The 12,691-nt window shown below is 73.6% G+C and carries 13 protein-coding genes; 10 read left to right on the top strand and 3 right to left on the bottom strand.

Translation table 11 applies throughout. The annotated features are described in order from the left end of the window. Window positions 1-25 precede the first annotated feature (25 nt). Window positions 26-244, top strand: a complete 219-nt coding sequence (locus G8E01_RS10270) for a Sp36 family protein (RefSeq protein WP_166319339.1) — start codon at window positions 26-28, stop codon at window positions 242-244. After that, complete coding sequence (locus G8E01_RS10265) at window positions 241-711, top strand: Atu1372/SO_1960 family protein (RefSeq protein ID WP_166319337.1); 471 nt, start codon at window positions 241-243, stop codon at window positions 709-711. The genes G8E01_RS10270 and G8E01_RS10265 overlap by 4 nt, the downstream gene beginning before the upstream one ends. Window positions 712-814: 103 nt before the next feature. Here the strand turns inward: G8E01_RS10265 and acs are convergent, their stop codons facing one another. Beyond that, complete coding sequence (gene acs, locus G8E01_RS10260) at window positions 815-2,782, bottom strand: acetate--CoA ligase (RefSeq protein ID WP_166319335.1); 1,968 nt, start codon at window positions 2,780-2,782, stop codon at window positions 815-817. A gap of 222 nt (window positions 2,783-3,004) precedes the next feature. Between acs and G8E01_RS10255 the strand changes: the two genes are divergently transcribed. The 5 genes from G8E01_RS10255 to G8E01_RS10235 are packed head-to-tail and all read left to right on the top strand — an operon-like array spanning window position 3,005 to window position 5,776. After that, window positions 3,005-4,012, top strand: coding sequence for a TadA family conjugal transfer-associated ATPase (locus G8E01_RS10255; protein WP_166319333.1), 1,008 nt, complete (start codon window positions 3,005-3,007; stop codon window positions 4,010-4,012). Further along, entirely contained in the window at window positions 4,000-4,914 is a 915-nt protein-coding gene (locus tag G8E01_RS10250; RefSeq protein WP_338100796.1) for a type II secretion system F family protein, read from the top strand. The genes G8E01_RS10255 and G8E01_RS10250 overlap by 13 nt, the downstream gene beginning before the upstream one ends. Window positions 4,915-4,950: 36 nt before the next feature. After that, a complete protein-coding gene (locus G8E01_RS10245) occupies window positions 4,951-5,115 on the top strand; it encodes a DUF4244 domain-containing protein (protein ID WP_166319331.1) in 165 nt (54 codons plus the stop codon). Next, entirely contained in the window at window positions 5,112-5,453 is a 342-nt protein-coding gene (locus G8E01_RS10240) for a TadE family type IV pilus minor pilin (RefSeq protein ID WP_166319329.1), read from the top strand. The genes G8E01_RS10245 and G8E01_RS10240 overlap by 4 nt, the downstream gene beginning before the upstream one ends. A gap of 2 nt (window positions 5,454-5,455) precedes the next feature. Continuing rightward, window positions 5,456-5,776 carry a helicase gene (locus G8E01_RS10235; RefSeq protein ID WP_166319327.1) on the top strand — a complete coding sequence of 107 codons (321 nt, stop codon included), beginning with the start codon at window positions 5,456-5,458 and terminating at the stop codon, window positions 5,774-5,776. 8 nt (window positions 5,777-5,784) lie between these two features. Here G8E01_RS10235 and G8E01_RS10230 read toward each other — a convergent pair whose 3' ends face one another. After that, window positions 5,785-6,891 (bottom strand): sulfotransferase, encoded by a 1,107-nt coding sequence (locus G8E01_RS10230; RefSeq protein ID WP_166319325.1) that lies wholly within the window; start codon window positions 6,889-6,891, stop codon window positions 5,785-5,787. Beyond that, the gene (locus G8E01_RS13080) at window positions 6,888-7,811 is read right to left on the bottom strand and encodes a hypothetical protein (protein WP_166319323.1); all 924 of its coding nucleotides are present in this window, start codon (window positions 7,809-7,811) and stop codon (window positions 6,888-6,890) included. The genes G8E01_RS10230 and G8E01_RS13080 overlap by 4 nt, the downstream gene beginning before the upstream one ends. Window positions 7,812-7,941: 130 nt before the next feature. Between G8E01_RS13080 and G8E01_RS10220 the strand changes: the two genes are divergently transcribed. The 3 genes from G8E01_RS10220 (at window position 7,942) to tmk (ending at window position 12,690) form a co-directional block, all read left to right on the top strand. After that, window positions 7,942-9,168, top strand: a complete 1,227-nt coding sequence (locus tag G8E01_RS10220; protein WP_166319321.1) for a polysaccharide pyruvyl transferase family protein — start codon at window positions 7,942-7,944, stop codon at window positions 9,166-9,168. Between the two features lie 76 nt (window positions 9,169-9,244). Next, entirely contained in the window at window positions 9,245-12,058 is a 2,814-nt protein-coding gene (gene topA, locus G8E01_RS10215; RefSeq protein WP_205827271.1) for a type I DNA topoisomerase, read from the top strand. Continuing rightward, entirely contained in the window at window positions 12,058-12,690 is a 633-nt protein-coding gene (gene tmk / locus G8E01_RS10210) for a dTMP kinase (RefSeq protein WP_166319317.1), read from the top strand. Before topA ends, tmk begins: the two co-directional genes overlap by 1 nt. Window position 12,691 lies beyond the last annotated feature (1 nt).

The following is a 12,691-nucleotide window of genomic DNA, read 5'->3' as shown; positions in this document are numbered from 1 at the left end:
ACTCGCCTCTACGACGGGAGAATCCGTGACCACCTGGGAGTACCTCACTACCCCGCTGATGATCCACAACACCGCCGCGATCCTCAACAACTGGGGCAAGCAGGGCTGGGAGCTTGTGCAGGTCGTGCCGAACGCGGACGGCGGGCTCGTCGCGTACCTCAAGCGCCCCACGGGTGCCGGGGACGCCAACGCGGGCCTGGGAGCGGCGGCCGAGGCCGCCAAGCAGTTCGAGGGCCAGCAGTGACGGTCTCGGCGCGGCTCGCGGAGCTCGGCATCGAGTTGCCCGACGTCGCCGCCCCCGTGGCCGCGTACATCCCCGCGAAGGTCCACGGCGACCTCGTGTGGACCTCGGGACAGCTGCCGTTCGTATCCGGGGCCCTGCCCGCGACCGGCAAGGTCGGCGACGGCCACGGGCTCGTCCCGGCATCGGACGCGCAGGAGATGGCGCGCACCTGCGCGCTGAACGCCATCGCCGCGGCCGCCGCGGCCGCCGGCGGCGTCGACCGCCTGGAGGGCGTGTTCAAGGTCACGGGCTTCGTGGCGTCGGATCCGTCGTTCACGGGCCAGCCGGGCGTCATCAACGGCGCCAGCGAGCTGCTCGGCGAGATCTTCGGCGAGGCCGGCCGCCACAACCGCTCCGCCGTGGGCGTCGCCGTCCTCCCGCTCGACGCCCCCGTCGAGGTTGAGGTCGCCTTCACCCTCGCCCCCTGACGCGCTCGGCCCCTATGTCCACATTTCTCCGGTAAGTCTCCGCGCTCAGCGCGGAGACTTGCCGGAGAAATGTGGACTTGCGGCGGCTCAGCGGGCCCGCGGCTCAGCGGACCTGCGCGCTGATGACGCTCATGACGGCCGTGTCCGCCAACGTCTGGGTGTCGCCGACCTCGCGGCCCTCGGCGACGTCGCGGAGTAGGCGGCGCATGATCTTGCCGGAGCGGGTCTTCGGCAGCTCCCCGACGATGTAGACGTCGCGGGGGCGGGCGATCGGACCGATCTGCTCGCCGACCCAGGCGCGCAGCGTCTGGGCGAGGCCCTCGGCCGAGTGCGCGCGCAGGAAGCTCTCCTTGAGGATGACGAACGCGACGACCGCCTGGCCGGTGGTCTCGTCGCTCGCGCCGACCACCGCCGCCTCCGCCGTGGCGTCGTGCGCGACGAGCGCCGACTCGATCTCCGCGGTCGAGAGGCGGTGCCCCGAGACGTTCATGACGTCGTCGACGCGCCCGAGCAGCCAGATGTCGCCGTCCGGGTCGAGCCGCGCCCCGTCGCCCGCGAAGTAGTACCCCTTGTCGGCGAACATCTTCCAGTAGGTCTCGACGAACCGCTCCGGATCCCCCCAGATGCCGCGCAGCATGCTCGGCCAGGGCTCTGTCACGACGAGCAGCCCGCCCGCGTCGCGCCCTACGTGCTGGCCCTTTTCGTCGACGACGTCGATCGAGATGCCGGGGATCGGCACCTGCGCGGACCCGGGCTTCGTCTCCGTCACGCCCGGGAGCGCCGAGATCATGATCGCGCCCGTCTCGGTCTGCCACCAGGTGTCGACGATCGGCGCGACGCCGGATCCGATCACCTCGCGGAACCACATCCAGGCCTCGGGGTTGATGGGTTCGCCGACGGATCCGAGGAGGCGAAGAGAGGAGAGGTCGCGCTGTTGCGGGATCTCGCGCCCCTGCTTCATGAAGCTGCGCACGGCGGTCGGCGCCGTGTAGAAGGTCGTCACGCCGTACTTCTCGATGATGTCCCACCAGCGCCCCGGGTTCGGGAAGTCGGGGGTGCCCTCGTAGAGCACCTGCGTCGCGCCGTTCGCGAGCGGGCCGTAGGTCACGTAGCTGTGGCCGGTGATCCAGCCGATGTCGGCCGTGCACCAGTACACGTCGCGCTCGGGGTGCAGGTCGAACACGTTGCGGTGGGTGAAGGCGGCCTGCGTGAGGTAACCGCCGGAGGTGTGCAGGATCCCCTTGGGCTTCCCCGTCGTGCCGGAGGTATAGAGGATGAACAGCGGCGTCTCGGCGGGGAACGCCTGCGCCTCGTGCTCGGCGCTCGCAGCGGGGACGGCCTCGTGCCACCAGACATCGCGGCCGGCGGTCCAGTCGACCTCCTGCTCGGTGCGGCGCACCACGAGCACCCGCTCCACCGTGGCCTGGGGCCCGTCGCCCCGATCCGCGAGGGCCTGGTCGACGGCGGGCTTGAGGGCCGAGGCCTTCCCCTTGCGGTACCCGCCGTCGGCCGTGATGACGACCTTGGCGCCCGCGTCGTCGATCCGCGCGCGCAGGCTGTCGGCGCTGAAGCCGCCGAAGACGACGGAGTGGATCGCACCGAGGCGCGCGACCGCGAGGAGCGACGCGATCGCCTCGGGGATCATGGGGAGATAGATGGCGACCCGGTCGCCCTGGCCCACGCCGAGGTCCGTCAACACGTTCGCGACGCGCTTGACCTCCTCGGTGAGCTCCGCATAGGTGACGGTGCGGGTGTCGCCCGGCTCGCCCTCGAAGTGCAGCGCGACCCGGTCGCCGTGGCCCGCCTCGACGTGGCGGTCGAGGCAGTTGTACGCGACGTTGAGCTCGCCGTCGTCGAACCACTTCGCGAACGGCGGATTCTGCCAGTCGAGGACGCGCGTGAAGGGGGTGTGCCAGTCGAGGAGCGTCTCCGCCTGGTCCTTCCAAAACGCCAGCCGGTCGGCGTGCGCCGCGTCGTAGATGGCGGGGCCCGCGATCGCGTTCTCGGCGAAGGCGGCGGAGGGGGCGAACCGACGGTCCTCCGTCAGGAGGTGGTCGATCTGCTGAGACATGGTGCGCTCCTTTGCGACGGGACTCTCTCGGGCGCGCGTCTCCTGCGGCGCCCGCCTGTCCCGACCGTACGGCCATTCGGATCCGCGAGGCTACCTCCGAAAGGTGGCACGGGCGTGTCGCGGGCGCGCCAGCGCGTCCACAGGCCCCGATCGCGCCCGTTCATCTGAGGCCGGGCCGCGCACGCGCCCCGCCGCCCGCGGCCCGTTCCTAGCGTCGTCGTCATGCCCGAGCCGTTCGTCGCCCAGCCGCGCCAGCCCCGCCCCGCGCGGGAGCGGGGCGCCGCCCAGCGCGTTGCCCCCGCCGACCTCGGGCCGCTCGCCCCGTTCGCCACGGATCCGCGCGTCACGGACCTGTTCGTCAACGGATCCGGCGGGCTGTTCGTCGACCGCGGATCCGGCGCCGAGCGGGTGCCGGAGTGGCGCGCCTCGGAGCGCGAGGTGCGCGACCTCGCGACCGGCCTGGTGGGGCGCGGCGGCCGCCACGTCGACGATTCGACCCCGCTCGTGGACGTCCGCCTCGCCGGGGGGATCCGGGTCCACGTCGCGCTCGCGCCGGTCGCCGCGGCGGGCACGGCCATCTCGATTCGCGTGCCCCGCGCGGAGCGCCTCGACCTCGGCGGCCTGTGCGCCGCGGGGGCGTTCGCGGAGCCCGTCGCGGCGTGGCTCGACGGGCTCGTGCGCGCCCGCCGCAACCTCCTCATCACGGGCGGCGCCGGGTGCGGCAAGACGACGCTGCTGTCCGCGCTCCTCGGGCGCGCGCCCCATCGCGAGCGCATCGTCACGATCGAGGACGTCGCCGAGCTGCGCCTCGACCACCCGCACCACGTGGCGCTCGAGGCGCGGCAGGCCAACCGGGAGGGCGCCGGCGGGATCGGCCTGGCGCGCCTCCTGCGCGAGAGCCTGCGCATGCGGCCCGACCGGATCGTCGTCGGCGAATGCCGCGGCGAGGAGATTCGCGACCTGCTGACGGCCCTCAACACCGGACATGACGGGGGCGCCGGGACCCTGCACGCCAACGGGCTGAGCGACGTTCCGGCGCGCCTCGAGGCGCTCGGCGCGCTCGCGGGCTGGGACGATCGCGCGGTCGCGCGCCAGGCGGCCAGCGCGATCGACGTCGTCCTCCACCTGGGGCGGGGCCCGGACGGCGCGCGGCGCCTCGAGGCGGTCGGGCGGTTCGGGATCGACGGCGACCGGCTCGCGATCGAGGAGGTGCGCCCGTGGGAATCCTGACCCGGCGCCGCACCCCGCCCGCGGATCCCACCGAGACGATCTTGCCGCTCGCCGTGCTCCTCCAGGCGGGGGCCGCGCCCGCGGCCGCGTGGCGGCACCTCGCCGATAGCGGCGACGCGGCAGCCGCCCGGGTGCTCGGGCGCATGAGCGAGGGTCAGCGCATCCCCGACGCGATCGCCGCCGAGCGGGCGGCCGGGGCGGACGCGTGGGGCGACGTCGCCGCGGCGTGGGAGGTCTCGGACGTCGTGGGCGCGCCGCTTGCCGGAACGCTCCGCGACATCGCCGCCTCACTCGACGACGCCCGCGAGCTGCGCGACGACGTCGCGATCGCGCTCGCGGAGCCCGTGGCCTCCGCCCGGCTCATGTCCTGGCTCCCCGTGCTCGGGCTCGTCGTGGGCTGGGGCCTGGGCCTCGACCCGCTCGCGGTCATGACGGGGAGCATCGCGGGCGCGGCCTGCCTCGCCGGCGGCGGTGCCCTCATGTGGGCGGGGCGCGCGTGGACGCGCCGGCTCGTGCGCGTCGCGCAGCCCGCGACGCTCACCCCCGGAATGCACGAGGAGCTCCTCGCGATCGCTCTCTCGGGCGGCGCGTCGATCGAACGCGCCCAGCGCGTGCTGGAGGCGTGCGGGGAGTTCACGACCGCGGCCTCGGGCGGATCCGCCCCGCGGGCCCTCGCGCTGTCACGCGACGCGGGCGTTCCGGCGGTGGAGCTGCTGCGCGCCTCCGCGGCGCACGCGCGCCACGCGGCGCGCACGGAGGGACGCCTGCGCGGCGCGCGGCTGTCGACCCGGCTGCTGCTTCCGATGGGCGTGTGCTCTCTCCCGGCGTTCCTCCTCCTCGGCGTCGCCCCCATGCTCCTCGGCGTGCTCAGCGCGACGCCGATGCCCGCGTTCGCCGGATGACCGGCGGATCCCCAAAAGAGAAAGGAAGACCCAGCGATGAAAGAACTGTGGGACGACGAAGAGGGCGCCTCGACCGCCGAATATGCGATCGTCACGATGGCGGCGGTCGCGATCGCCGGCGTGCTCGTCGCGATCATGCGCTCCGGCGGCGTGCAGTCGCTGCTGAACGGCATCATCGAACAGGCGCTGCAGGTGCCATGATCCGGCTCCTTCCCCGGGGCGACCGCGGCTCCGCCTCGGCGGAGTTCGCGGTCGCCCTCCCCGCGGTCGTCGCCGTCGCGGTGCTGGCCGTGGGCGCGGTCGGCGTCGCGGGCACGCAGGTGCGGCTCCAGGACGCGGCGGCGGACGCGGCCCGCCTCGTCGCGCGCGGCGAGCCGGAGCGCGCCCCGGGCGTCGTGGCGGCGGCCGTGGCCGGGGCGGATCTCCGCGTCTCGGAGGACGGCGAGCTCGTGTGCGTGACGGCGTCCGCGGATCCTTCCGTCGCGGGCCTGCGCGTCGCGATTTCCGCGACGAGCTGTGCGCTCGCGGGAGGGCTGTAGCCGTGGGCGCGTCGATCGCGGCGGCGGCCGCGGTCTGTGTCGCGGCGGGTCTCGCCGTGGGCGTCGCCGGCGTCGGCGCGGCCGCCGCCGAGGCGCAGCGCGTGAGCGGGGTCGCCGACGCGGCGGCCCTCGCCGCCGCGGACGCCGCTGCCGGCTACGCGACGGGGGAGCCATGCGAGCGGGCGGCGCGCGTCGCCGCGGCCCAGGGCGCGGTGGTCGCCTCGTGCGGGCTCGAAGGCATGACCGTCACGGTCGTCGCCGAGGGCGCGTTCGGGCGGTTCCCCGTGCGCGCGGCGGCCCGGGCCGGCCCGCCGCCTTCGTGAGGCGCGGCTCAGCGCGCCCGGCGCACGGCGCGCGCGGTGAGGGCCCGGGTCGACAGGCCCGCCGCGCGCCGATCGCGCCGGACTGCCGCCGCGGCGCGCGCCTGGTCGGGCAGGCCGGCGCGCCGCAGCGCACCGGGCCGGGGCACGAGGAGGGTGCCATCGTGCCGGCGCCCGGCGCGTTCGACGCGCACGCCGTCGTCCCCCGCGGCGAGCAGCGCGTCCTCCATCGCTGCCGCGACCTCCTTGCGAGCGATCAGCGCGGCCGCGCGGGCGCGAACGCGTGGGACGTCCGGATACGCGAAGTCGCGGAGCTCGTCGGCGCAGAGGACACCGATCGCCCGCGCGTGCGCGCCGGGCTTGGCGCGCCAGGCGAACGCCCGCGCGGGGTCGAGGCTCGAGGCGTTCTTCGCCTTCCAGGTCTCCGCGGCCGTCGTCACGGCGGCGGATCCGCGCTCGGGATCCAGCATCTCCGGCGTGAAGGCGACGCCGATGTGCGCGGCCACGCGCCGCATGACCGCCTCCGGCTCGCTCAGCAGGTCCTCGTAGCGCACGGTGAGGAGCGCGCCCGCCAGCGCCGCGAGCGGCGTGGCCGTCCGGCGAACCTGCTCGCGCCAGGCCCACGCGTTCGCGAGCGGGGAGGGGCTTCCCCACGGCACCTTCGCGAGCGAGGCGGCGACGTCGCGCGGATCCCGCAGGATCCGCACGAAGCGCGCGTCGGGAAACTCCCGCTGAAGCGCGGCGACGTGTTCGATGTGGTTCGGGGTCTTCTCGACCCAGCGCTGACCCGGCGCGAGGCGGTCGCCCGCTTCGAACATCGCGGCGAGCAGGGCGCCCTCGGATGGGGGCCGATTCGCGAGGTACGCCGTGAGGGCGGCCTGGTCGAGGCCGAAGAGATCGGTGACCCGCTCCCCGGACAGGCGCACCGTCAGAAGCGCCGAGACGGCGCGACGGGGCCAGGCGGGATCCGCGACGCAGGCCGCGCGTTCGCTCGCGGAGACCTTCTCGAACACCTTCGCCTCGGGGCCGGATTCGAGGTCGGGGTGCGCCGCAATCAGGCTCGCGAGGAGCGTGGTGCCCGAGCGCTGTCCGCCCACGACGAAGACGGGAGCGTTCACGCGCGATCCGCCGTGCCGAGGGGCGTGCGCGCGATCGAGAAGTCCGTGTCGTTGATGCCGTACCCGAGCAGCAGGTCGTCGCCGTCGCGCAGCAGCCCCGAGAAGTACGTCGCGGACAGCAGGTTCGGGTTGTGCACGGGCTCGTGCGGCAGCGCCTCGCGCCACCGGTGCACGACGCGCGGCCGCGACGCGGCCACCCGCACATCGTCCGTCCCCGCGCCATCGATGCGGACGGCGCGGCCGAAATAGGCGCGCTTGCCGCGCACGACCCACTTCTCGTGGGCCATGAGCCGCAGGGCGCCATCGACAGCGACCGGCTGGGTCCCGATCGTGAGCCCCTCGGCGTTCGTGACCGTCGAGGCGGGCTCCCGCAGGGACACCGTGAGGTCCGCCCCGTCTCCGAGTCGGCCGCGCGAGATGCGCAGCTCCCGGTACGGCGCCAGCTGGTAGATCGCGAAGGGCTCCCGGTCCTCGGCCAGCACGAACGCCCAGTTCTTCTCGACGCGCTGCCGATCGAAATCCGCGACGAGGCGCTGCGGGCGGCCGACGTGGGGGTACACGGGCAGCAAAAAGATGTCGTTGTTGACCTTCTTCGAGAACCCCGTGTTGAAGGTGACGTATGCAGCGTCTGCTCCCGTGACGATCTTCGGATCCGCCACGCGCGGCAGCCCGAGTTCCTCGCCAAAGAGCGTGAGGTCGGTGAGCTCGTGGGCTATCGGATCCGTCGTCCAGGTCGCGAGGTACGCGCGGATGGCGCGCTCGCCGCGCGGGATCGCCCGATAGGCCAGAAGCGTCGTTTCCCCGACGCGCCCCAGGCTCGGATTGAACACGCCGACGTGGTCGTGGCGATCCGCGATGCGGCGCACCGCGCCGACGAACGCGGCGTCTCGACGCCGCGCGAGCTGAGTGAATCCGAGCACGGGGCTCCTTCTCGCCGATTCCAGGGTCCGCGCCGAGCGTAGTGGGTCGATCTGGGTGCCGCGCACGGCGTGCGAGACTGGAGCTGTCGCGCTCGGGGCGCGGAGTCGACGAAGTGTGAGGGTGACGCGCGTGAGTTTTACCGACGACGAGATCCGTGGTGTCCGCGTCCCGCGGTGGGTGCCGGACGGCGCGGGCGGGCCCGCGAACTTCGGCGACGAGATCGGCCCGGCCATCGTGGCGGCGCTCTCGGGCGACGCGGTGGCGACGCGGCCCGGCAGGCTCCTCTCCGTCGGCAGCGTGCTCCAGTTCGCCCGCGGCGGGGATGTCGTGTGGGGAGCCGGCATCAACGGCAAGGTGCGCCAGCGCCTGCACTACCCGCTCGACGTCCGCGCGGTGCGCGGTCCGCTGACGCGCGCGGTCCTTCTCGGGTTCGGCGTCGCGGCGCCCCCGGTCTACGGCGATCCCGCGCTGCTGTTTCCGCGCCTGTTCCCGGACGTGCGACCCGTGGCGTCCGCCGGCGTCGTGGTCGTGCCGAATCTCAACGAGGCCGACCGGTTCGGCGACGAGGGCGTGCTCAGCCCGCTGGGGGATCCGTTCGAGATCGCGCCGCGGATCGCCGGCGCCGAGTTCGTCGTGGCGAGCTCGCTCCACGCGCTCATTCTGGCCGACGCCTACGGCGTCCCGTCCCGCGCCGTTGTGCCGCGCGCCGAGCACGCCTTTAAATACGTCGACTACTACGCCGGCACGGGGCGCGCGGACGTGGCCTTCGCGCAGACGGTCGACGAAGCGATCCGCCTGGGGCCCGTCCCCGCCGCCGAGGTCGATCTCGACGCGCTCGAGGCCGCCTTCCCCTCGGATATGTGGTCGGCCGTTCCGGCGACCGCGCCCGCCGCCGACTCCGCCGACTACGTCGAGCTGCGACGCGCCTCGCGCCGCGCGCTCGATGACCTCACGATGCGCGCGGGGTGGGAGGCGCCGGATCCCGCGGCGCAGGCGCTTCTCCGTGCGACGCTCCTCGTCGCCCGGCAGCCCCGGGAGCTCACGGAGCTGCTCGAGGCGTGCGCGGATCCGCGGAGCACCCGGGCAGACGTGGTCGCCGCCGCCGACGCCCACCTCGCCACGAGCGAGGCTCGGCGCGACCTGGACTCGCGCGTCGCCCGCGCCCTCGCCCGCGCGTTGGCCGGAGAGCCGGACGACGACGCCTCCGTCGCGGCGCGGGTCGCCGCGACGGGGCGGCTCCGGCTCGCGCGGGCGATCGCGCGGGGCGAGGCGACCGCGTCCGCGGGGCGCGCGGTTCTCCCCGCCGCGCCCCGGCGCCCCCGCGTGCGCTGGCCGCGGCGCGCCGCGCGCGGCTAGAGACCCGCGTCCGACGGTCGACGCCGGCGCACAGTGCCCGGTGTGTATGGTGTGCATCGAAGAAAGGACGCCCCCTTTGGCAGATGGCAAGAAACTCGTCATCGTCGAGTCGCCCACCAAGATGCGCTCTATCCAGGGTTATCTCGGAGACGACTACGAGGTACTGAGCTCGGTCGGGCACATCCGCGACCTCGCCGACAAGCGCGACATCCCCGAGAAGGATCGCGCCGCGTACGGTCGCTATTCGATCGACATCGAGCACGGCTTCACCCCGTACTACGTCGTGAGCGACCGTAAGACGAAGACGGTGAGCGAGCTCAAGCGCGCGCTCAAGGGGGCGAGCGAGCTCGTGCTCGCGACCGATGGTGACCGCGAGGGCGAGGCCATCGCGTGGCACCTCCTCGAGACGCTGAAGCCCAAGGTCCCGGTCAAGCGCATGGTGTTCCACGAGATCACGAAGGACGCCATCCGCAAGGCAGTCGAGTCCACGCGCGAACTCGACACCTCGCTCGTCGACGCGCAGGAGACGCGTCGCGTGCTGGACCGCCTGTACGGTTGGGACGTCTCGCCCGTGCTCTGGCGCAAGGTCGGATCCGGCGCCTCGGGCCAGGCGCTCAGCGCCGGCCGTGTGCAGTCTGCGGCCACGCGCATGGTCGTCGACCGCGAGCGCGAGCGCATGGCGTTCGTCTCCGCGAGCTACTGGTCGATCTCGGCGCGCGCCACGCGCGAGCAGACCGGATTCGGGATCCGCCTGGCCCGGATCGACGGCTCCCCGCTGGGCTCGGGGCGCGACTTCAACGACAAGGGCGAGCTGACCAAGGCCGTCGTCGTCCTCGACGAGCAGCAGGCGACGCGCCTCGCGACCGCGATCGAGCGGGCCGGATCCGCGGCGGTGACGAAGGTCGAGGCGAAGCCCGGCACGCGGCGTCCGTCGGCGCCGTTCACGACCTCCACGCTGCAGCAGGAGGCCGGGCGCAAGCTCGGGATGACCGCGAAGGTGGCGATGTCCGTCGCGCAGAGCCTCTATGAGCGCGGCTACATCACCTATATGCGTACCGACTCGACGAACCTCAGCGCGCAGGCCGTGCAGGCCGCGCGGTCGCAGGCCGTCGCGCTGTACGGCGACGCCGCGATCCCGGCCAAGCCGCGCGTGTACCCGTCGAAGTCGAAGAACGCACAGGAGGCGCACGAGGCGATCCGCCCCTCGGGCGACACCTTCCGCACGCCGAAGGAGGTCGTCGGCCAGCTCGGCCGCGACGAGCAGCGGATGTACGACCTGATCTGGACGCGCACGATCGCGAGCCAGATGAGCGACGCGAAGCTCGAAACCACGACGATCACGCTCGCGGCCGACGCGGACGAGCGCGCGCTGGAGTTCACGGCCTCCGGCACGGTGTACACCTTCAAGGGCTTCCTCGAGGCCTACGAGGAGGGCGCGGACGAGAAGCGCCACGCGTCGGAGGAAGACCAGAACCAGCAGCTCCCGCAGGTCGCGGTCGGCGACGCCGTCCAGCTGTCGGATGCGGAGGCGAAGGGCCACCAGACCTCGCCCAAGCCGCGCTACACGGAGGCGAGCCTCGTCAAGGCGCTGGAGGAGCGCGGCATCGGCCGTCCCTCGACGTTCGCGAGCATCATCGGAGTCATCCTCGACCGCGGATACGTCGTCAAGCGCGGGCAAGCCCTCGTGCCGACCTGGCTCGCGTTCAGCGTGATCCGCCTCCTGGAGCGCCACTTCGGCGACCTCGTCGATTACGACTTCACGGCGGAGCTCGAGGAGGACCTCGACCGGATCGCCCGCGGCGAGGCGGACCGCTCCGACTGGCTGAAGTCGTTCTACTTCGGCGGTGGCGAGCACCCCGGCCTCCGGACGATCGTCGAGAACCTCGGCGAGATCGACGCCCGCGAGCTGAACGCGACTCCCCTCACGGAACGCGCGACCCTGCGATTCGGCAAGTACGGCCCCTACCTCGAGGTCGTCGATCCCGATGCGCCGGAGGCGGATCCGCGCCGGATCAACGTGCCCGAGGAGCTGGCGCCCGACGAGCTCACGCCCGAGAAGGTGCAGGAGCTCATCGACCAGCCCGTCGCCGGCAACCGCGTGCTCGGGGAGAACCCCGACAACGGCAAGGTCGTCGTCGTCAAGGACGGCCGCTTCGGTCCCTACCTCGAGGAGAGCGAGCCTGAGGAACCGGGCGAGGTCGACCCGGCGACGGGCGAGGTTGCCGAGGCGCCCGCGAAGGCGACGAAGAAGGCCGCGGCGCCCAAGCCCCGGCGCGCGTCGCTGTTCAAGAGCATGTCGCCCGAGACGATCGACCTCGACACGGCGCTCGCGCTGCTCGCCCTGCCGCGCACCGTCGGGACGGATCCCGCCTCCGGCGAGGAGATCACGGCGCAGAACGGCCGCTACGGCCCCTACCTGAAGAAGGGCAGCGACTCGCGGTCGCTGGAGGCCGAGCAGCAGATCTTCGATATCACCCTCGACGAGGCCCTCGAGGTCTACGCGAAGCCGAAGTACGGCGCGCGGCGCGCGGCGAGCTCCCTGAAGGAGTTCGAGAAGGAAGACCCGACGAGCGGGAAGGCGATCCGGATCCGGGACGGGCGCTTCGGCGCGTACGTCACGGATGGGGAGACCAACGCGACGATCCCGCGCGGGGAGACGGCGACCGACGTCGACTTCGAGCGCGCCGTGCAGCTGCTCGCGGACAAGCGCGCCAAGGGCCCGGCGAAGAAGCGCGGGGCCGCGGCCAAGAAGGCGCCCGCGAAGAAGGCGCCCGCGAAGAAGACGAACGCCGCCGGCAAGGAGGTCTCGGCGGCGCGCTCGGAGGCCGCCAAGAAGGCGGCCGCGACGCGGGCGCGGAACAAGGCCGCGCGCGAGGCCGCGGGGGAGTGATGGATCCCGCGGCCCGCCGCGCGCCGTGGATCACCTTCGAGGGCGGCGACGGTGTGGGCAAGACGACCCAGGCGCGCCTGCTGGAGGAGTGGCTCGCCGCCCGCGGCCGCGCGGTCGTGCGCACGCGCGAGCCGGGCGGCACCGAGGTGGGCGAGCGGATCCGGGAGCTCGTCCTGCACCACCGCGGGGACATCGCCCCGCGCGCGGAGGCGCTGCTGTACGCGGCCGACCGTGCGCACCACGTCGCCACGCGCGTGCTGCCCGCCCTCGCGCGCGGCGAGGTCGTGCTGCAGGACCGGTACCTCGACTCGTCCGTGGCCTATCAGGGCGCCGGGCGGGTGCTCGGGATGGGGGAGGTGCGCGACCTGTCGCTGTGGGCGACGGGCGGCGCGCTTCCCGACCTCACCGTGCTGCTCGATCTCGACCCGGCCGCGGCGCGGCGGCGGCTCGACGCCGACGACAAGCCGTTCGACCGTCTGGAGGCCGAGGCGGCCGAGTTCCACGGGCGCGTGCGGGAGGCGTTCCTGGAGCTGGCCGCGGCCGAGGCCGATCGCTTCCTCGTCGTGGACGCATCGGAGGATCCGGAGCGGATCGCCGAGCGGATCCGTGCCCGCGTCGCGCCGCTCGTGTGAG

The sequence above is a fragment of the Microbacterium excoecariae genome, assembly GCF_011326725.1.
In the GTDB taxonomy this organism is placed as follows: domain Bacteria; phylum Actinomycetota; class Actinomycetes; order Actinomycetales; family Microbacteriaceae; genus Microbacterium; species Microbacterium excoecariae.
This window is presented reverse-complemented; position numbering and strand designations above follow the sequence as displayed.

Bases quoted from the DNA above. Each gene is read 5' to 3' on its own strand.
- acs (WP_166319335.1), bottom strand. From the start codon at position 2,782: ATGTCTCAGCAGATCGACCACCTCCTGACGGAGGACCGTCGGTTCGCC.
- G8E01_RS10255 (WP_166319333.1), top strand. From the start codon at position 3,005: ATGCCCGAGCCGTTCGTCGCCCAGCCGCGCCAGCCCCGCCCCGCGCGG.
- G8E01_RS10245 (WP_166319331.1), top strand. From the start codon at position 4,951: ATGAAAGAACTGTGGGACGACGAAGAGGGCGCCTCGACCGCCGAATAT.
- G8E01_RS10240 (WP_166319329.1), top strand. From the start codon at position 5,112: ATGATCCGGCTCCTTCCCCGGGGCGACCGCGGCTCCGCCTCGGCGGAG.
- tmk (WP_166319317.1), top strand. From the start codon at position 12,058: ATGGATCCCGCGGCCCGCCGCGCGCCGTGGATCACCTTCGAGGGCGGC.